This is a genomic window from Rhizobium sp. BR 250 (genome assembly GCF_047445855.1).
Lineage (GTDB): Bacteria > Pseudomonadota > Alphaproteobacteria > Rhizobiales > Rhizobiaceae > Agrobacterium > Agrobacterium tumefaciens_I.
Genome location: NZ_JARWKW010000011.1, coordinates 59,788 through 79,070, shown reverse-complemented (window position 1 = coordinate 79,070; position 19,283 = coordinate 59,788). Strand labels below are relative to the sequence as shown.

Below are 19,283 nucleotides of genomic sequence, written 5' to 3'. Positions count from 1 at the left end.
ATCGGTATCGAGCCGCATTTCTGCGGCCCGGAGCGGGTCTCAGCGGCTGATGGTGGCCTGAAGGGCATCGATGGAGGACTGGATGCCCGCCTCGGTGGACATGGTGAAATCTTCCATTTCCAGGCTGACCCAGCCGTTGTAACCGGCCATGCGCACCACGGAGAAGAACTCCTTCCACCATTGCAGGTCGCGGCCGGCGCCCACCGCCACATAATTCCAGCTGCGGTTGGCGACATCAGTCACCTCTTTCAGCTCCAAGAGGCCGTTGACATCCGCCAACCCGCGTTCGATGCGGGTGTCCTTGCCGTGGCAATGATGGATTGCGCCGCCGAGTGCACGGGCAGAGGCGATGGGATCGGCCCCCATCCACATCAGATGCGACGGATCGAGATTCATGCCGACCGTCGGGCCGACCTCGTTGCGCAGGCGAAACAGGGTTTCCGGGTTCCAGACGAGCATGGCCGAGAAATTCTCGAGTGCATATTTCTCGACGCCGGCTTCCTTGGCGAGCTTCACGAGCCCATGCCAGAGCGGGAAGGCGCGATCTTCCCATTGGTAACGGTCGCGCTCAGGCATCTCGTTCGGCCAGCTTCTGGTGTAGACGAGCCAGTTCGGCACCGTATCGCCAGGCGCTGCCTCCGGCAGGCCGGACATGGTGACGATCTTCGTCACGCCGATTTCGCCCGCCAGCCGGATGGTGTCCTGCATTTCCTTCAGGTGGCGCTTGCCCATATCGCCGGGATCAAGCGGGTTGGCCGAGCAATTCAGCGCAGCGATTTCGAGGCCGCGAGCCTCGATTTCCTTCAGCCTGGACCTGAGAAGCCCCTTGTCCGCCAGAAGTTCGTCGGCGCGGAAATGCGGGCCACTGGACCAGCCGCCACCGGTCATCTCGATGCCTTCGACGCCAAGCGCGACGCATTTGTCGAGCATCTCGGTGAAGGGCAGGTTTGCCATGACATCAGTACAAATCGCGAGTTTCATCGTGTCGTCTTTCTGAAAAAAATGGGGACACGCTTGAGGAGGAGGACGGGAGAGTTGTCCGGCGCGTCCCCAAGCCGATTATGCGAAGTCGATCCAGGCGGCGCCGGCATCGGCCGAGCGGACGCAGTTTTCCAACCAGCGAACACCTTCGGTACCAGCCGTGATGCCGGGATAATGGTGGGTCTTCAGAAAGGCCTTGTCGCCGCGATTGGCCGCGTCGATCGCCTGGGCGATCCAGAGATAGATGTTCGACCAGCTGTCGCCGAGACCTTCGGTATGCAGCGCACCCATACGATCGATGGCGAGGCTTTCCTGTTCCAGATAGGGCATGCCGTGGTGCAGGATGCGGCCGGGCTCCCCCTGAACCTCGTAGATCAGCTGGTCGGGATGGGAATCGGACCATTCAAGCGAGGCCTTGGAGCCGACGAAACGGTAACGCTGTGATCCCATATTGCCGGCATTGATGGAGGAGACCCAGAGGCGACCGCGTGCGCCGTTGTCATAATGCATCAGAACGGTGGCGTGGTCTTCCAGCGGCGCGCGGGTGGGGATGAAGGCCTTGCGGTCGCAGAGCAGGCGTTCCACCCGCATATGGGGCAGGACGACTTCCGAGAGATAATAGAGATGCGTGCCGATATCGCCCAAAACGAAGGTCGGGCCGGCGGTGCGGGGATTGGTGCGCCATTTGACGGCCTCGCCCGCGCCCACATCGTCACCGGCGTTGAAGCCGTGGGTATATTGCAGGTCGATGATGCGGATGTCGCCCAGCATTCCCTTTTTCACCATGGCCGCCATCTGGTGGACGAGCGGATGCCCGGTAAAGCCATAGGTAACGCCAACGATCAGGCCCTTCTGTTCGGCGAGCCGCGCCACCTCGTCGCATTCGGCCACGGTGAAGAACAGCGGTTTTTCGCAGATGACATGCAGCCCGGCCTCAAGGCAGGCCTTGGTGATTTCGTAATGGGTGAAATTGGGAGTGGCGATGGATACGACGTCCACGCCGTCTTCGCGTGCCGTTTCGCCGGCAATCAGCGCCTTGTAATCCTGATAGCAGCGTTCCGCCGCCACGCCGAGATTGACGCCGAAATCGAGGCCCCTTTCGGCATCGAGATCGAAGGCGCCTGCAACGAGCTGGTAGTTGCCATCACGAAGCGCGCCGGTGCGGTGTTTATAGCCCACCTGTCCCGTGCGTCCGCCGCCCACCATGGCCCAGCGCAGCGGGCGCGAAATCAGTCTTTCTCCATTGATCATGTCAGTCGCCTTTTGATTGGATGTTCCGAATGGCCCGTGGCCGCAGGCAAGCTCCGCCTCGGCATCGGTGCCGGTTTGCCGCGCTATTTCTTGAAATAGAGGTCGATATAGTCCTGCATCTTGCTTCGCATGAACCGGCTCGATTCATCTGCCCTGTCCTCCCAGGCGAAAACGCAGGAGGTCATGATGCCGTCGAAGCCGATTTCGGAAAGCGTGCCGAAGAAGTCGTCCCATGGCACTTCGCCCTGGCCGATATTGAGATGCTGATGCACCCGCGCCTGCGTGCCGGGCGGATTGAGAATGTAACGCAGCCCGGAACTGGCCTTATGGTTGAAGGTATCGCCCACATGTACATGGGCGAGCACATCCTTCGCCTCGCGCAGCATCGCCTTGGTGTCGTCGCCGAAATAGAAGGTATGCGGGGCGCAATAGAGGAACTTGACGTTCTTCGAATTGACGGTGCGGATGATATCGAGCGCCGGCTGCAGCGTTTCGCACCAGTCTTCGGGATGCGGCTCGACATGCAGATTGATGCCTTCGCGCTCGAAGATCGGCACCAGTTCTTCCATCGAGCGCCACCAGGCGTCTTCGCAGGCCTCGATCATCGAGCCGGTATGGCAGCAGTAACATGATCCCTTGTCGGGATGTGGTCCGCGGCCGAATTCGGAGTTCATCGTGTCGACCTCGAGTTCGATGGCGATCTCGATGGCGCGTTTCCAGTGCTTTACCGCTGCCTGGCGTTCGGTCTCGTCATTGGAAGCCCAGCGATACATGGGCAGCAGCGAGGCGATGCCGACATCGGCGTCTTTCAGCGCCTTCCTGAACGACCGGATGCGCTCGGGAAAGACGCGCGGCGCCTTGAACCATTCAAGGAAATCGGCGCGTGGGCTGAGTTCGATCCAGTCGTAGCCGAGTTCCTTCACCTTGGCGGGCAGCTCATCGAGGCTGGTGAAACGGTGCATGTGGGGGTCGATGGCGATTTTCATCGGTCTTGATCCTTCTCTACGTCTTAATTGGATGGCTGCTGCGGCGGGTGGCCGTCATGGCTGGCCATGTAATTTTCCACCTCGGCGCCGAGATCGGCGAGCGCCTCGCCGCCGGCCATCAGATCGGTGATTTCCTCGCGGGATTTTTCGCCCTTGCGGAAATTGGCAGCGACCGCACCGCGGATGAGCACGGCGAAATGATCGCCGACGGCGATGGCGTGGGTGACCTGATGGGTGATGAAGATCACCGCGATGCCGCGCTTGCGCGCTTCCAGCACGATGCGCAGAACGTGGGACGCCTGTTTCACGCCAAGTGCCGCCGTCGGTTCATCGAGAATCAGAACACGGGCGCCAAAATGTACGGCGCGGGCTATGGCAAGTGATTGCCGTTCGCCGCCGGAAAGCCCGCCGATCAGCCGGTCGCCATCATCGATGCGGGTGATGCCGAATTCCTGCACCGCCTTGACGGCGATTTCATTGGCCTTCTTGCGGTCGTAGACCCGGAAAGGCCAGAAGCCTTTGGTGGGTTCAGCGCCGACGAAGAAGGAGCGGCCGATGCTCATCAGCGGAAAGGTTCCGCCGAACTGGTGTACGGTGGAAATGCCCATGCGCTGCGCATCGCGCGGCCCGTCGAAATGAACCGGCTTGCCATCCATCAGCACTTCGCCGGAACTGGGCTGGTAGACGCCGGCGAGCGTCTTGATGAGCGTGGATTTGCCCGCGCCATTGTCTCCCAGCAGGCAGAGCACTTCGCCTGCCCGCACCTTCAGCGAGATATCGTGAAGCACATCGATGGGGCCGAAGGATTTGTTGACGTTTCTGAGTTCGAGAATGGGTGTCGTCATGGGCGGGCCTCACTTCTTCTTCGGTGAATAGGTGAGCGCCATGACGCGGAAGGTGTTGTTCATCAGCACCGCCAAAAGCAGCATGACGCCGATGATGAGGCTCGACCAGTTGCGGTCAAACGAGGTGAAATAAATGCCCTGATTGACGATGGCGAAGGTGATGGTGCCGAGAAATATGCCGATGACCGAACCGAAGCCGCCGGTCAGCAACACCCCGCCCACGACGACCGCGATGATGGAGTTGAAGATGAAGGTCATGCCGGCCGAAACCTGGGCGACATTGAACAATATGGCCTGGCAGACGCCGACGAAGGCGGCGCTGACGGAGGAAAGGACAAAAAGCGTGACCGTCAGCTTGTCGGTGGGGATGCCGGCGTTGCGGGCGCTCACCCGGTCGCCGCCCATGGCGAATATCCAGTTTCCGAAGGGCGAATAGTGGACATAGAAGATATAGATCGCCGTTAGCAGCAGCCACCAGACGATGCTGACCTGAAAACTGCCGCCGATGAATTGGCCGAACAGGAATTTGGCAATCGGGCCGGACTGGGCGGGGCTCAACGCCACGCTGGTCGTGCCGGTCAGCAGCACGGAAAAACCGAGGATCAGCCCCTGCACCGCAAAGAGCGTGCCGAGCGTGACGATCAAGGATGGCACCACGGTCCGTATCACCAGAAAGCCGTTGATCAGCCCGACAAGCACCCCAAGGCCAAGCGCGCCGATGATGCCGAGCCAGATCGGCATGCCGTAATAACCGGTGATGATGGCGACGGTCAGAGCGCCGGCCGGGATCATCGCGCCGATGGAAATATCCAGTTCGCCTGAAATCATCAGCAGCCCGACGGGAATGGCGACGATACCGAGATTGGCGGCGACATTCAGCCAGCTTGCGGCACCTGCGGGCTTGAGGAATTCAATGCTGCCGAAGACAACGAAGAAGACAAGAACAAAAACAAGGCCAAGAAAGGCGCCGGATTCCGGGCGGCGCAGAAGGTCGCCCAAAGAGAGATTTTTCACGTCGTTCACTCCACTATTGATGCTGGGGTTTGCTGCGATGTCCCTGCCGCCTTGCCCCGAGCCCGAATTCGGGATCGGGACAGGGCGTGGGTCATCGCTCAGCGCGCACCCTTGGCGACGCCGGCAAGCGTGGCTTCGATGTTGGATTTGTCGACGATTTTGGGTCCGGTCAGGATCGGCGCGGTTGGTAGGTCGGTGCCGAAATCGATGGCCGAGGCAAGCAGCGTCACGGCGAGCAGGGATTGCAGATAGGGCTGCTGGTCGATTGCAAAACCCTGCGTGCCGTCCTTGATGCGGTCGAGGCCGGACTGGTTGAGGTCGAAAGTGCCGAGCAGGGCGGCTTCGGTCTTCCCGGCCTGCATGACGCCGATGGCGGCGGAATCCGCGTCGCCTGCCGAAATGGTGAGAACGCCATCGATCTTGCCGTCCTGAAGCAAGGTTGCCTTGATCGCCTCGGCCACAGCGGTAGCATCGCCGAAACTGGTGGCGGGAAGCGGCAGTTGCTTGCCGGCGCCGCCGGCTTTGGTAATGCCGTCGATGACACCTTTGCAACGCGCCTCCTGATTGGCGGCTCCCGGAACGGTGTTGACGCAGATGACGTTCTTTTTGCCCTGTTTCGCGAAATATTCGCCGCCTGCGACGCCGGCAATATATTCATCGGAGCCGACATAGTTGATCGCGCCGAGTTCCCTGGCCTTCTCGTGTCCTCCGGCATTCATGAGAATGACCTTGATGCCGGCACTGATGGCCTCCCGTATCGCCGGGTCCTCACCTTCCGGGACCCAGTTCGGAATGACGAGACCGTCGACCTTCTGGCTGATGGCGGTCTGGATCAGTTGCACCACATCGGGCGCAAAATTGTCATAGGTCTGCAGGCGCAGGTAATTGACCTTGCCGCCGTTCGCCTCGACCACGAGGCGCGCGTCATCCAGACCTTTTTTGATGAGGTTCCAGAACGCATCGTCATTTTTGCCGCCAACGACGGCGATATTGGCCGCAGATACGCCGGATGCCAGCGCCAGCGATGCGGCGCCCGCTATGAGAAATTTCCTGAAAAATGCCATTGTTTCCTCCCTGTCCGTTCTCCCGACGGACGAAAATGACAGGATGATTTATATCTTTCATTCCTTCGGAAATGGAATTTATATTTCATTTGATGTTGCATTTAATATCATTTCATGTCATTCACGAATGATACGATTGTGAGGCCAGATGAATCGACCGACCATTGCCGATCTTGCCAAAGCCGCCGGCGTCAGCATTTCCACGGTGAACCGGGTGCTGCACGGTTCGAGCGCCGTGCGTGAGGATACGATCGACCAGATATTGCAGGCGGCGGAGGAGATCGGTTTTTATGGTCTTGGCACCATCAGGGACCGGCGCCGCGAGGCCATGCCCCATTTCCGGCTAGGTTTCCTGTTGCAGCAATCCCATCGGCCGCTTTATCGGTTGTGGGCGGAAGGCATTGTTACGGCGGCGCGCCAGAGGACGGACAGTGTCATAGAGCCGGATGTCGTTTTCGAAGATGATCTCTCACCGGAGGCGGTTTCCGCCAATCTTCTGAAGATGGGGCAATCCTGCAGCGCGATTGCGGTCATCACGGCCGATCACCCGCTCGTCAGCCAGGCGATTGACGAGCTACGGAGCAGGAGCGTTCCGGTGGTCACCTATGTGTCCGATCTGTCGGCGGCGAGCCGTGCGGGGTTTGTGGGAACCGACAGCTGGAAACGCGGCCGCACGGCGGCATGGTTTCTCAGCCAGACGGTGAAGGGGGAGGGAGTGGTGGTGCCGCTGATCGGCAGCAACCGCTATCAGACCCAGGATGTCTCGGACGCAAGCTTCCGCTCCTATATGCGCGAAAACACGCCCGAACTTCAGGTGGCCGAAACGCTGCTGACCCACGAGGAGCCGGAAAACGCCTATGTCATCATCCGGGACATGATTGCTGCCGAACCCGGCCTCAGAGGGATTTATGTCAATGGCGGCGGCATATCGGGGGTCCTGCGTGCGCTCCGGGAACTGCCGGCCGAGAAACAGCGCGGCATCAAGATCGTCTGCAACGATATCGGTCCGGAAACGCGCAAGGGCCTGAACGAAGGGCTGATCACCGCCGCGCTTCCACTTCCCCTCGACAAGATGCCGCATCAATTGATCGACGTGATGTTACGGCGTATCGAAAACGGAGATTCGTCCTCCGTCGAACAGCGGATCGTTCCTTTCGAGATACTGACGCCCGAAAGTATCTGGACATAGGAACGCGCTGCCCGCTGTTGGAACAGGGTGAGAGCGATGATGCCTTCAGTTGAAGGCTTCAGTCGCACGGGTTTCTTGCAGCAGGTCACGAACGGCGGTCACCATATCGTTGAGCGGACGGTCGTCACGGTAGAACGGCACCGTCATCCGAACACGCCGGTAGAGCGCATCCGTGCCGGGTGCTCGGCCATCCCGGTCGGGCTGCATATCGTAAGCCTGTGCCGCACACATGATCTCGATCGCGAGAATGGTTTCCAGATTGCCGATAATCGAAAGCGTCTTGTCGGCAGCGGCTGTGGCGTGCGTCAATATATCCTCCTGCAATGCGGAGGTGATGCCGCCATCGAGGCTGGCGGGCGCAGCGAGGCGGCGGTTTTCCGCGGCAAGCGCTGCAGCGGTATACTGGATGATCATGAAACCGGAGCAGACACCGTCACCATCCGCGAGAAAGGCCGGTAGACCGCTCACGAGTGGATTGACGAGCCGGTCGATGCGACGCTCGGAAATCGCCGCAAGTTCGGCCGTCGCCGTTGCCAGCCCATCCATGGCGAGGCCAAGGGCTGCACCCACGGCATGGGCCTGGGAGTGGACTTCAGGCGCCTCCGATGTGCCGGCGACGACAGGGTTGTCGGTGACGCTTGCGAGTTCTCGGTTCACGACGTCGGCGATCTGCGCCACGCTGTCGCGTACGGCGCCATGCACCTGCGGCACGGCGCGCAGGCTCAGCGGATCCTGCGTGCGGGAACCGGCCGACCGGGCGAGAAGCGGGCTTGCCGCCAAAAGACGGCGCAGGTTTTCGCCGACGGCCTGGATGCCGGGCGAGATACGCAAGGCGAGCGGTCCCGCAGCGAAGGGGTCTGCCTGTGCGCCCAGATTTTCATAGCTCATGGCCGCTGCCGCATCGGCCCAGTCAAGCAGGCGGGTGGTGCGGGCAAGCGCGAGGCTGGCAAGGCCCGTGGCGCAGGGTGTGCCGTTGACGAGGCTGAGGCCTTCTTTCGCCCGCAGAACCATGGGTGCCAGGCCAAGCGCTTCAAGCCCCTGCCTGCCGCTGATCAATTCGCCCCGGTGGTGGGCCCGGCCTTCGCCGATCAGCACAAGGCCAATGGCTGCGGCATGGGTGAGATAACCCACCGAACCCTTCGAGGGGATGAGGGGAAGGATATCGCAGTTCAGCAGGGCCAGCAGCGTTTTCACTGTCTCCACCTGCACGCCGGAATAACCATGCGCGAAGTTGTTGATCTGGGCGGCCATGATGGCGCGTGTTTCTTCGCGTCCGAGCGGCTCTCCGACGCCGCAGGAATGGCTGAGCAGGATGTTGCGGGAGAGCGCCTGCTGCTGGGGAATATCCACGATCACATCGCAGAGCGCACCCACACCGGTATTGATGCCATAACCGCGCACGCGCTTTTCGACGAGCGCATCAACGATGGCGCGCGCGCGGGCAATGCGTTGCCAGGCATCATCCGACAGGTGAAGCGTCGCACCCTTTGCGACAGCGGCGATCTGCTGCCAGGTGAGAGGGCGATCGATGGTGATTGTCTCAGCCATGCTGGCTTTCTCCCGCCGCACCCGCGCGGCGTTCCACGAAACGGGCGACGTAGTCGTTTGCGGGGCTGTTGAGGATCTGGTCCGGGGTTCCGACCTGAACCAGCTTGCCATCCTTCAGGATCGCGATCTGCGCACCGATACGAAGCGCCTCGTCGAGATCGTGGGTAATGAAGACGATGGTCTTGTGCAGGTTCTTTTCAAGCTGCAGCAGCTGGTCCTGCATGTCGGCGCGGATCAACGGGTCGAGCGCCGAAAAGGCCTCGTCCATCAGGATGACATCGGTATCGGCTGCGAGCGCCCGGGCGAGACCGACACGCTGTTTCATGCCGCCGGAAAGCTGGTGCGGAAACTTGTCCTCATAGCCCGAAAGTCCAACGGTCTCGATCCACTTCATGCCGATGGGCCGTGCATCCGCCTTGGTCAGCCCGCGTACGCGCTGGCCATAAACCACGTTCTGCAACACGGTGCGGTGCGGCATCAGGCCGAAATTCTGGAATACCATGCTGACGCGACGGTTGCGGAAATCCCGCAGCTCCTTCGCCTTGAGGGCGAGAACATTGTCTCCACCGACGAGAATCTCGCCGCTTGTCGGTTCGATCAGGCGGTTGATGTGGCGCACCAGCGTCGACTTGCCGGAGCCGGAAAGACCCATGATCACGAAAATGCGGCCGGCTTCGATGTCGAGGCTGACATTGTCGAGGCCGACACTGCATCCCGTCTTTGCCAGGATTTTGCTTTTCTCTGCGCCCTGCTGGGCCATGCTCAGCGCAGCTTTCCAGTTGCCGCCGAATATCTTGGACACGTTGCGGATATGGATATCAGTCATTGCCCATTTCCTTCCGGCTGGATCGGCCAAAACCCTGGGTGATGCGATCGAGCACGATTGCGAGAATAACGATGCCGAGACCTGCTTCCAGACCCTTGCCGACATCGAGCGTCTGGATGCCGTTCAGCACCTGCTCGCCAAGGCCGCGCGCGCCGATCATCGAGGCGACGACGACCATGGAGAGTGCCATCATGATCGTCTGGTTGAGACCGGCCATGATGGTCGGTGTGGCAAGCGGCAATTCGACACCGAAAAGGATCTGTCTCGGGCTGCCACCGAAAGCGGTCGCCGCCTCCACCACTTCCCGGTCCACCTGCCGGATGCCGAGATCGGTCAGGCGGATCAGCGGCGGCACGGCATAAATGATGGTGGCAAGCACGGCCGGAACCTTGCCGAGGCCGAACAGCATGATGGCGGGGATGAGATAAACGAAGCTCGGCATGGTCTGCATGACATCGAGGATCGGCAGGGTGATGCGCCGCGCCCATTCGCTTTTCGCAAGCAGGATGCCCATGGGCACGCCGATGACGATGGAGATGAGGCTGGCAATCAGCATCAGCGCCAGTGTCTGCATCGTCAGGTCCCAGAGACCGAGCGCGCCAACGATGAACAGCATGACGGCGACCATGATGACCAGCGAAATCTTTTTCGCGGCAAACCAGGCGAGCATCAGAAAGACCAGAAAAATGGCCCACCACGGCAGCCCGCGCAGGGCCCATTCCACGAAGAGGATCGCCTGCAGGATCGTCTGCGAGATCGCCTTGAAAACGTAGCCGTAGTTCACCACCAGCGAGCGCACGATTTCATTGATCGGGCCGCGGATGGAAATATGGAAAACTTCAGGAAACATCGGTGTAGTCCTCGCGCCTGCCGACTCCGATCTGCGGAGCCGACCCCTGTCCTGACGGGAAAATGCGCGCCGGAAGCCCGGCGCGCCTGCCATCCTTACTTGACGGCGGCTTCGATACGCGCCTTGGCGTCGGCCGAAACCCAGCCACCCCAGATATCGGCCTTGGTCTGCAGGAAGGTCTTGGCAGCGGCGGTCGCATCGACCTGCTTGTCCGTCATATAGGCCAGGCTGGCGTTGATTTCCGCCAGCGGGAAAGTCGCCTTTTCAAGGATCGCCATGATTTCCGGCGCGTCCTTCGCAAAGGTGCTGTTCACGCCATAGGCCACCTCGACGGAGGGGAATGCGCAGCCGGCATCGCGCTTTCCGTCCGCGCTTGTCAGTTCCTTCCAGCAGGCGTTGCTATAGGCGGGCTCCTGCAGCTGGATGAGCTTGTATTTGCCCATGATCGCCGTCGGGCTCCAGTAATAGAACAGCATCGGCTCGCCCTGAAGGTAGCCGGCGGCAATTGCGGCATCAAGCGCGGTGCCGGTGCCGGGACGGAAGTTCACATAGTTTCCTTCGAGCTTGTAGGCCTGAAGCTTGGCGGTGTTGACGCCTTCGCAGGTCCAGCCCGACGGGCAGTTGAGGAACCGACCCTTGGTCGGCTCTTCCGGGTCCTTGAACAATTCGACGATCTTCGGATCGGAAAGCTGGTCGACGCTCTTCAGATCGGGAGCCTTCGCTTCGATGCCTTTTGCGGGGTCGCCCTTGACCAGATATTCCGGCACGAACCAGCCTTCGGCGGCGCCGACAAAGGTCTTGCCGACCGACTTCACCTGGCCGGCTTCGGCGGCCTTGTTCCAGACATCGGAACGGCCAATCCATTCTTCGGCGAAGATCTGCACGTCGTTATTGGCGGTCGCCTGTTCGAGCGTCACGGAATTGCCGGGGATGGAATCGACCTTGCAATCATAGCCCTTGGACAGGATTTCCTTCATGACCTCGGTGATGAAGGCGCCGCTTTCCCAGTCGATACCGGCGAAGGTGATGGTCTTTCCGGCGCTGCAATAGCCTTCCGCCCTGGCGGCGCCGGCATATGCTCCCATGACAAGCGCGGTCGTGGCCAGCGCGATTTTCAGTTTTGAATTCAGCATTGCATTCCCCTTTTGGTTTGATGATTGGCAACTTGCTGGCATGCGTTTTTCAGGTTCGGCCGGGCGCTCCGTTCAAGTGATAAGCCTTGGGGCCGGTTGTCATCGAATCGCTGTGGAAGTCGATGCTCGCCGTAAATCGGCTTGTTGAAAGTTCACTATACAACTTTGAAATATTCGCATGGCGCGGATGCTTTGGAAATATTGTGGCCGCGGCGCATGCGGTGGGCTGGTTTTGGGAAGAATGATCTTGCGGTGGGCAACGAACTGGTTTGGTCGCCCATGCGGCGGCAGCTTTGCCAGGGTGGTTCCCGCCATGGTGCCGGGTGGGCATGCGGCTCTCGCCTCGAACGCCGGCGGCTGACTTGCGGCTGCTAGAGATCGTGTCCTCGCTCGCCATTATTTTTCCCTCAAGTTGTATATGTAACTTCACACATTTACAAAAGACAAGCAAGATAGGATGTGATAATTTTGTGCTCGTACGGATTCTGGCTGCGTTTTGTGCAGTCGCCCGATTTTTAGGAGTTTCAATGCTGCCCGTCACCGAAAGCGAGTTTTCTGTCCCGGGTGATCGCTCCTCCCTGCCGCTCTATGAGCGTGTGAAAGAACAGATCAAGGAAAAGATCGCCAGCGGAGAGTGGTTGACGAACCACAGGATACCTTCTGAAAACGAGATGGTCGACATGCTGGGTGTCAGCCGCATGACGGCAAACCGTGCCCTGCGGGAACTGGCAACCGAGGGTGTGATCGTGCGCGTGCAGGGGCGCGGATCCTTCGTCGCCCCGAAAAAGCGAAGCGCCGGCATGATGGGCGTGCGAAACATCGCTGACGAGATCAAGGAGCGCGGTTCGACGCATCGGCCGAGCCTGATTTTGGCTCAGACGGAGGTCTGCGGGCCGGATCTCGCAACCGCGCTGGAGATCGCTGTGGGAGCGAAGGTGTTTCATTCCATCATCGTCCACCATGAGGATGATGTGCCGATCCAATTGGAGGATCGTTTCGTTAATGCGGAGATTGCGCCGGATTATCTGATGCAGGATTTCAATACGCTCACGCCGAATGCCTATCTGACGGCGGCGGCACCCATTTCCCGGACGGAGCAATTCATCGAGGCCGCATCGCCCCAGCCATGGGAATGTAAATTGATGGCCATCAGCCGGAACGAGCCTTGCCTTCTCGTGCGCCGCCGAACCTGGTCGGCAAGCCGTGCCGTCACATCCGTGCGGCTGTTATATCCCGGTTCGCGATACCGGCTCGAAAGCCAGGAATAGCCCTTAGTCTTGCTAAAATGCTGCGGCGCCTTTGACGATCAGGCCAGTAGCCCGCGCATGATCAGATCCAGATGAATCGACAGGACGGCCCGCCTGTCCAGGCTGCGCCGGTCATCGAAGATCAGCCGGAACACCAATGTTCCCACCATGGGGGACATCACCACCTTGGCGAGTTCAGGGGGGTTGGCCCTGAATCTTTTCTTCGCCACGCCCTCATCCAGGATCGTATCGATGCGCGCGAAGACCGGCACCATCAGCGTGTCATGGTGCTGGTCGATGAGTTCAGGGAATTTTGCGCCTTCCGCGACGATCAGGCGGAACAGTTCGCGCATTTTTCGGTTGTCGACCAAGGCGTCGAACAGGAATTCGAGCAGCGAGCGAAGCTCCTCGACGGGATCGTCGGATTTATGCGTATAGGCCTTGAAGGCCTCCTGAAACGGCAACGAGGCATGTTTGACCATCGCCTCGAATAGCGCCTCCTTGGTCTCGAAATAGACATAGACCGTGCCCTTGGTCACTCCCACCCGTTCGGCGATGTCCTCCACCCGCGTCGCCGTGAATCCCCTTTTGGTGAATTCCTCGAATGCGGCGTCGAGAATTTGCAGCGGACGTTGTATCTTCTGTTCAGCGCGTGTCAGTTTTTCTTTCGCCATGGCCCCGGATCCTTCTTTGTTTTTGGCGCGTGCCCCTTTTGTCCGTCGCGATTGGCGGAAACGAGTGATGGTTGCCTATAGCACCGGCGCAAAAACCGGAATGGATTTTTGTGAAGGCGCACGCATGGTTCAATATGCCGGAACATCGCCGATGCGCCCGCAGGGACGTGCCGGACGACGGGAAATGATCATTCGGGAAGCTGGCCCGATATCCGGCCAAATCCCCAATCAGCGGCATGAGAATTTCATTGACTATTCGGTTAGTCAAATATTATAGGATGAGGCGAAGATCAAGAGGTCACCATGAAAACCATCCTTATCGCGGCGGCGCTTGGCGGCATTTTCGCCCTGTCGTCCTGCAGTAATGAAGAACCGCCCGCCGAAAAGCCGCTTCGCACCGTCGATGTGGTGGCGGTCCAGAAAAAGCCCGTCGATCGCGGCAGCGTCATAACCGGAGAAGTGCGGGCAAGGGTCCAGACGGATCTGTCGTTCCGGGTCAGCGGCAAGATAACCGAGCGGCTGGTGGATGTGGGGGCGCGGGTGAAGACTGGGCAATTGCTCGCCCGCATCGACCCCGAAGAACAGAAGGCCGACATCGATGTTGCCCTGGCTAACCTGCAATCGGCCGAAGCGCAGCAGACGCAGGCGCAGCTTACGTTCGACCGCCAGCAGAGCCTGTTCAGGACGCAGGTGACCTCGCGCTCGGCGGTCGACAAGGCCCAGGAAACCCTGCTCACCACACAAGGGGCGGTGAGATCGGCGCAGGCGCAGCTCGATACGGCGCGCGATGCGCTGTCCTATACCGAGCTCAAAGCCGATGCGGATGGCGTGATCACGGCGCGCAATGTCGAGGTTGGCCAGGTGGCACAGGCCGCCCAGCTCGTCTTCACGCTGGCGCATGACGGGCCACGCGATGCGGTCTTCGATGTCTACGAATCCCTCTTTCTCGAGCGCGATATCGACAATATCGTCAATGTCAGTCTCCTTTCGGATCCTGGCCAAACCGTTGCGGCGCCGGTGCGCGAAATTTCCCCGACGATCGATCCGGATAATGGAACGATCCGGGTCAAGGTCGGGCTGAACGGCAACATGACCATGCCGCTCGGCGCGCCCGTATCCGGCCATTTTCGCTTCAAGCAGGTCGATGCGATCGAGCTTCCGTGGTCGGCAATGACCTCTCAGGATGGTCTCCCCGCCGTCTGGCTGGTCGATCCACGGTCCTCGGAAGTCGCGATGCGCCCGGTTCAGGTCGCCGATTATGAGACCGGTCAATTCGTTGTCACGGAAGGGCTCAATCCCGGTGATCTCGTCGTCACTGTCGGTACCAAATTTCTCCGCACCGGTGAAAAGGTCGCCTATGAAAAGGGGCAGGCAAAATAATGTTCAGGATAAACAGAAGCTTGTTTTTGCTCATTCCGGCCATTGCGCTCTCGTCCTGCCAGGAAAAGCAGGAAGCGGCCGCTGAAGCGCCACGCCCGGTGCTCTCCGTTGTCGTGGAGGAAAAGTCGGCGGATGCGCTTCGGCTGACGGGCACGGTGGAATCACGCATTCAGACCGATCTTGGTTTTCGCGTTCTCGGCCGCATCATCGCCCGCAATGTCGATGTGGCCGATCTGGTGAAGAAAGGCGACGTTGTGGCGTCGATCGATCCGTTAGCACTGGAACTTTCGGTAAAAAGCGCGCAATCCGATCTTTCCAATGCAGAGGCGCAGCTCGCCAATGCGGTGACGACCGAACAGCGCCAGCGTGTGCTGGCAGAAGCCCGCAGCGGCACGGAAGCGGCACTTGAAGAGGCGGAGCAGGCCACACGCACGGCCAACGCTTCCGTCGCCAAGGCCCGCGCCAATCTGGACAAGGCCGAGGAGCAGCTGGGTTATGCGCAGCTGCGTGCGGAATTTGACGGCGTGGTAACCGCCACATCAGGTGAAATCGGTCAGGTCGTTTCCGCCGGCCAGACGGTGGTGACCATCGCTCGCCCGGAAGTGCGCGACGTGGTGGTGGATGTTCCGCAATTTGCGGCACAGCGGCTGGAAATCGGCTCCACCTTCGAGATCGCCCTGCAGCTCGATCCGAAAATCCGCACCACCGGCGTGGTACGCGAGATCGCTCCGGAAGCCGAAACGGCAACCCGTACCCGCCGCACGAAAATCAGCTTGCAGGATGCCCCGCCGACCTTCCGGCTGGGCTCCGTCGTCACGGCGCTCGCGCTTGCCGCCTCCGAACCGCAAATCACGCTTCCCGCGTCAGCACTGTTGAAAACCGAGAATGGCTGGGGCGTCTGGATCGTCAACACAGATACGGCGACGGTGACCTACCGCCCGGTCACGATAGAAGGCGAACCCGCCGAGGGCGGCAGCGTGCGCATCACCGGCGGCGTCAAGCCTGGCGAACGTGTCGCCAGCGCCGGTGTTCACAAGCTCAAGGATGGACAAGCCATCAGGATCGATCAGGAGGTCCGTCAGTGAAGAAATTCAACCTTTCCGACTGGGCGCTCGAACACCGTTCGCTCATCTGGTATTTCATGCTGGTTTTCCTTCTCGCCGGCGTTTTCTCTTATCTCAACCTCGGCCGTGAGGAAGATCCGAACTTCACCATCAAGACCATGGTGATCAGCGCGCAATGGCCGGGCGCTTCGGCGGAAGAAGTGGCCCGCCAGGTGACCGACAGGATCGAGAAGAAGCTCGAGGAACTCGACAATCTCGATTATCTGCGCAGCCAGACGGTGGCCGGCCGCACGACCATCTTCGTGGAGCTGGTGCCGGAAACCAAGGCGCGCAATGTCGAGCCCACCTGGGTTCGGGTGCGCAACATGATCGGCGACATCAAGGGAGAGTTTCCCTCGGGCGTCGTCGGCCCCTTCTTCAATGACCGTTTCGGCGATGTCTATGGCAATATCTATGCCTTCACCAGCGATGGCCTCAGCCAGCGGCAATTGCGCGACCTGGTGGAAGATGCGCGTGCGAAGGTGCTGACCGTCGACAATATCGGCAAGGTCGATGTCATCGGCGCGCAGGATGAGGCGATCTATCTGGAATTTTCCACGCGGCAGATCGCGGCGCTCGGCATCGATCAGCAATCGATCATCAAGACGCTGCAATCGCAGAACGCCGTCACCCAGTCCGGTTTCGTTAATGCCGGGCCGGAGCGCGTGGCGTTGCGCGTCAGCGGCCAGTTCACCTCGGAAGACAGCCTGCGATCCATCAATCTGCGCGTCAACAACCGCTTCTTCCCGCTGACGGAAGTGGCGACGATCCGGCGCGGTTATGCCGATCCACCATCCTCGCTGTTCCGTTTTAACGGCCAGCCGGCCATCGGCCTTGCGATCGGCATGAAAACCGGTGCGAACCTACTGCATTTCGGTGAGGCGCTGGATGCGGAGATGAAGCGCGTCGTTGCGGATCTGCCGATCGGCGTCGATGTGCACCGCGTGTCCGATCAGCCGGCCGTGGTCGATGAGGCGGTCTCGGGCTTTACCTCGGCTCTGTTCGAGGCCATCGCCATCGTTCTCGTCATCAGCTTCATCAGCCTTGGCCTCAGGGCCGGCATGGTGGTTGCCGTCTCCATTCCGCTCGTGCTGGCGATCACTTTCGTCTACATGGAATATACCGGCATCTCGCTGCAACGTATCTCGCTGGGTGCGCTCATCATCGCGCTCGGGCTTCTCGTCGACGATGCGATGATCGCGGTCGAGATGATGGTGGCGCGGCTTGAGGTCGGAGACGATCTCAGGAAAGCGGCGACTTATGTTTACACGTCCACCGCTTTCCCGATGCTCACGGGTACGCTGGTCACCGTTGCCGGCTTCATTCCCGTCGGTCTCAACAACAGCGCGGCGGGTGAGTTCACCTTCACGCTTTTTGTCGTGATCGCCGTTTCACTCATCGTGTCGTGGATCGTCGCGGTGCTGTTTACGCCGCTGCTCGGCGTGACGATCCTGCCGAAGACGATGAAATCGCACCATGAGAAGAAGGGCCGTTTTGCCTCCGCCTTTTCCTGGCTTCTCGGCCGGGCGCTGCGCTGGCGTTGGGTGACGATCATCGCCACGGTTGCGTTGTTTGCCCTGTCCATCGGCGGCATGAGCCTGGTGCAGCAGCAGTTCTTCCCGTCATCAGACCGTGTGGAACTTATCGTTGACTGGAACCTGCCGCAGAACAGTTCGATTGCTGAAACCAACCGGCAGATGGCCAAGTTCGAGCAGGACATGCTGGCCAAGAATCCGGATATCGATCACTGGACGACCTATGTCGGTGAAGGTGCGCCGCGTTTCATCCTGTCCTTCGACGTGCAGACGCCTGACGTCACCTTCGGCCAGACGGTCATTGTCACCAAGGGGCTGGACGTGCGCGACAAGGTGCGCGCCGAGTTGCAGGATTATCTGGACCGTACATTCACCGGCACTGACGCCTTCGTGAAATTGCTCGATATCGGCCCGCCGGTCGGAAAACCGGTGCAATATCGCCTGAGCGGTCCCGATATCCAGAAAGTCCGTGAACTCGGCCAGGAATTGTCGGGCATCGTTGGCGAACACCGGCTGCTGTCCAATCTGGTCATGGACTGGAACGAGCCGACGCGCGTGGTCAAGGTCGATGTTCTGCAGGACAAGGCCCGCCAGCTCGGCGTCTCCTCGGAAGACATCGCCAACGCCATGAACAGCATCGTCGAGGGCTCCACTGTCACCCAGGTTCGGGATGATATCTATCTCGTCAACGTGGTGGCGCGGGCGCAGCTGGCGGAACGCGGTTCCATCGAGACCTTGCAGAACCTGCAATTGCCCGCGACCAACGGCAAGGCCGTGCCGCTCTCGGCGATTGCCAATTTCCGCTACGAACTGGAACAGCCCACCATCTGGCGCCGAGACCGGATCCCGACGGTCACCGTCAAGGCTGCCATTATCGGCCCGACCCAGCCCGCGACGATTGTGGAGCAGTTGAAGCCGAAACTCGAAGCCTTCGAGAAAATGCTTCCCGTCGGTTACAAGCTTGAGATTGGTGGCTCGGTTGAATCCAGCGCGGATTCGCAAGCGCCGATCGTTGCGGTCGTGCCCTTGATGCTGTTTGCGATGGCGACGATCCTGATGATCCAGTTGCAAAGCTTCAGCCGGCTGTTCCTGGTCTTCGCCGTAGCGCCGACCGCGCTGATCGGCGTGGTGGTGGCGCTGCTCTTTTCCAATGCGCCGATGGGCTTCGTCGCCATTCTGGGCGTGCTGGCGCTGATCGGCATCCTGATCCGCAACTCGGTCATCCTCGTGGTGCAGATCGAGCATCTGAGAAGCGAGGGGGTCTCGGCCTGGCGTGCCGTCATTGAGGCGACCGAGCACCGCATGCGGCCGATCATGCTGACGGCGGCGGCGGCCACGCTTGCCCTCATTCCCATATCCCGGGAAGTATTCTGGGGTCCGATGGCTTATGCCATGATGGGCGGTATCGTGATCGGCACGGCGCTGACGCTGCTTTTCCTGCCGGCGCTCTATGTCGCGTGGTTCCGTATTCCGCGCGAGGATGAGAAGCCGGAGGGAGCGGAAGTAAAGGCGTGACAGCGGAAATGGAGTGAGGGCAGGTTTCCTCACTCCCCATAAAAATATCCGCCATCGTTGTTCCCATGGGCAGGATAATGTTAGGAAGGTCGGCTTAGCCGTAAGAGCGGCGGCCGTCCTTTCGTTTATGGGCGGTCGCATG

The 19,283-nt window shown here is 60.2% G+C and carries 17 protein-coding genes; 6 read left to right on the top strand and 11 right to left on the bottom strand.

Annotated features, from left to right (window positions below):
* Window positions 1–39: 39 nt before the first annotated feature.
* The 6 genes from QD336_RS17880 to QD336_RS17855 all read right to left on the bottom strand — a co-directional run bounded on the left by QD336_RS17880 (window position 40) and on the right by QD336_RS17855 (window position 6,141).
* Window positions 40–981: a sugar phosphate isomerase/epimerase family protein gene (locus QD336_RS17880; protein ID WP_499171559.1), complete on the bottom strand. Its 942-nt coding sequence runs from the start codon at window positions 979–981 to the stop codon at window positions 40–42.
* Between the two features lie 78 nt (window positions 982–1,059).
* Window positions 1,060–2,232 (bottom strand): Gfo/Idh/MocA family protein, encoded by a 1,173-nt coding sequence (locus QD336_RS17875; RefSeq protein ID WP_499171558.1) that lies wholly within the window; start codon window positions 2,230–2,232, stop codon window positions 1,060–1,062.
* Window positions 2,233–2,315: 83 nt separating this feature from the next.
* Entirely contained in the window at window positions 2,316–3,218 is a 903-nt protein-coding gene (locus tag QD336_RS17870) for a sugar phosphate isomerase/epimerase family protein (RefSeq protein ID WP_269346514.1), read from the bottom strand.
* Window positions 3,219–3,241: 23 nt separating this feature from the next.
* Window positions 3,242–4,063, bottom strand: coding sequence for an ATP-binding cassette domain-containing protein (locus QD336_RS17865; RefSeq protein WP_499171557.1), 822 nt, complete (start codon window positions 4,061–4,063; stop codon window positions 3,242–3,244).
* Between the two features lie 9 nt (window positions 4,064–4,072).
* On the bottom strand, window positions 4,073–5,077 hold the full coding sequence (locus tag QD336_RS17860; protein WP_269346518.1) for an ABC transporter permease: 1,005 nt from the start codon (window positions 5,075–5,077) through the stop codon (window positions 4,073–4,075).
* Between the two features lie 98 nt (window positions 5,078–5,175).
* Complete coding sequence (locus QD336_RS17855) at window positions 5,176–6,141, bottom strand: substrate-binding domain-containing protein (RefSeq protein WP_499171556.1); 966 nt, start codon at window positions 6,139–6,141, stop codon at window positions 5,176–5,178.
* Window positions 6,142–6,289: 148 nt separating this feature from the next.
* Between QD336_RS17855 and QD336_RS17850 the strand changes: the two genes are divergently transcribed.
* Window positions 6,290–7,330 carry a LacI family DNA-binding transcriptional regulator gene (locus QD336_RS17850; protein WP_269346522.1) on the top strand — a complete coding sequence of 347 codons (1,041 nt, stop codon included), beginning with the start codon at window positions 6,290–6,292 and terminating at the stop codon, window positions 7,328–7,330.
* Between the two features lie 45 nt (window positions 7,331–7,375).
* Here QD336_RS17850 and QD336_RS17845 read toward each other — a convergent pair whose 3' ends face one another.
* The 4 genes from QD336_RS17845 to QD336_RS17830 form a co-directional block, all read right to left on the bottom strand.
* A complete protein-coding gene (locus QD336_RS17845; protein ID WP_499171555.1) occupies window positions 7,376–8,878 on the bottom strand; it encodes an HAL/PAL/TAL family ammonia-lyase in 1,503 nt (500 codons plus the stop codon).
* Complete coding sequence (locus tag QD336_RS17840) at window positions 8,871–9,704, bottom strand: quaternary amine ABC transporter ATP-binding protein (RefSeq protein ID WP_499171554.1); 834 nt, start codon at window positions 9,702–9,704, stop codon at window positions 8,871–8,873. The genes QD336_RS17845 and QD336_RS17840 overlap by 8 nt, the downstream gene beginning before the upstream one ends.
* A complete protein-coding gene (locus QD336_RS17835; protein ID WP_269346527.1) occupies window positions 9,697–10,554 on the bottom strand; it encodes an ABC transporter permease in 858 nt (285 codons plus the stop codon). Before QD336_RS17835 ends, QD336_RS17840 begins: the two co-directional genes overlap by 8 nt.
* A 95-nt stretch (window positions 10,555–10,649) precedes the next feature.
* A complete protein-coding gene (locus QD336_RS17830) occupies window positions 10,650–11,687 on the bottom strand; it encodes an ABC transporter substrate-binding protein (protein ID WP_499171553.1) in 1,038 nt (345 codons plus the stop codon).
* A gap of 527 nt (window positions 11,688–12,214) precedes the next feature.
* Between QD336_RS17830 and hutC the strand changes: the two genes are divergently transcribed.
* A complete protein-coding gene (hutC, locus tag QD336_RS17825; protein ID WP_269346531.1) occupies window positions 12,215–12,955 on the top strand; it encodes a histidine utilization transcriptional repressor HutC in 741 nt (246 codons plus the stop codon).
* A 38-nt stretch (window positions 12,956–12,993) separates the two neighbouring features.
* Here the strand turns inward: hutC and QD336_RS17820 are convergent, their stop codons facing one another.
* Window positions 12,994–13,608, bottom strand: coding sequence for a TetR/AcrR family transcriptional regulator (locus QD336_RS17820; protein WP_499171551.1), 615 nt, complete (start codon window positions 13,606–13,608; stop codon window positions 12,994–12,996).
* A 67-nt stretch (window positions 13,609–13,675) separates the two neighbouring features.
* On the opposite strand from QD336_RS17820, the gene QD336_RS17815 reads away from it, so the two are divergent.
* Genes QD336_RS17815 through QD336_RS17800 form a run of 4 tightly spaced genes read left to right on the top strand, consistent with a single transcriptional unit; the run spans window position 13,676 to window position 19,141 of the window.
* Complete coding sequence (locus QD336_RS17815) at window positions 13,676–13,885, top strand: hypothetical protein (RefSeq protein ID WP_499171550.1); 210 nt, start codon at window positions 13,676–13,678, stop codon at window positions 13,883–13,885.
* 26 nt (window positions 13,886–13,911) lie between these two features.
* Entirely contained in the window at window positions 13,912–14,988 is a 1,077-nt protein-coding gene (locus QD336_RS17810; protein WP_499171549.1) for an efflux RND transporter periplasmic adaptor subunit, read from the top strand.
* Window positions 14,988–16,073, top strand: a complete 1,086-nt coding sequence (locus QD336_RS17805) for an efflux RND transporter periplasmic adaptor subunit (RefSeq protein WP_269346537.1) — start codon at window positions 14,988–14,990, stop codon at window positions 16,071–16,073. The genes QD336_RS17810 and QD336_RS17805 overlap by 1 nt, the downstream gene beginning before the upstream one ends.
* Complete coding sequence (locus QD336_RS17800) at window positions 16,070–19,141, top strand: efflux RND transporter permease subunit (protein WP_499171548.1); 3,072 nt, start codon at window positions 16,070–16,072, stop codon at window positions 19,139–19,141. Before QD336_RS17805 ends, QD336_RS17800 begins: the two co-directional genes overlap by 4 nt.
* The last annotated feature ends 142 nt before the right edge of the window (window positions 19,142–19,283 follow it).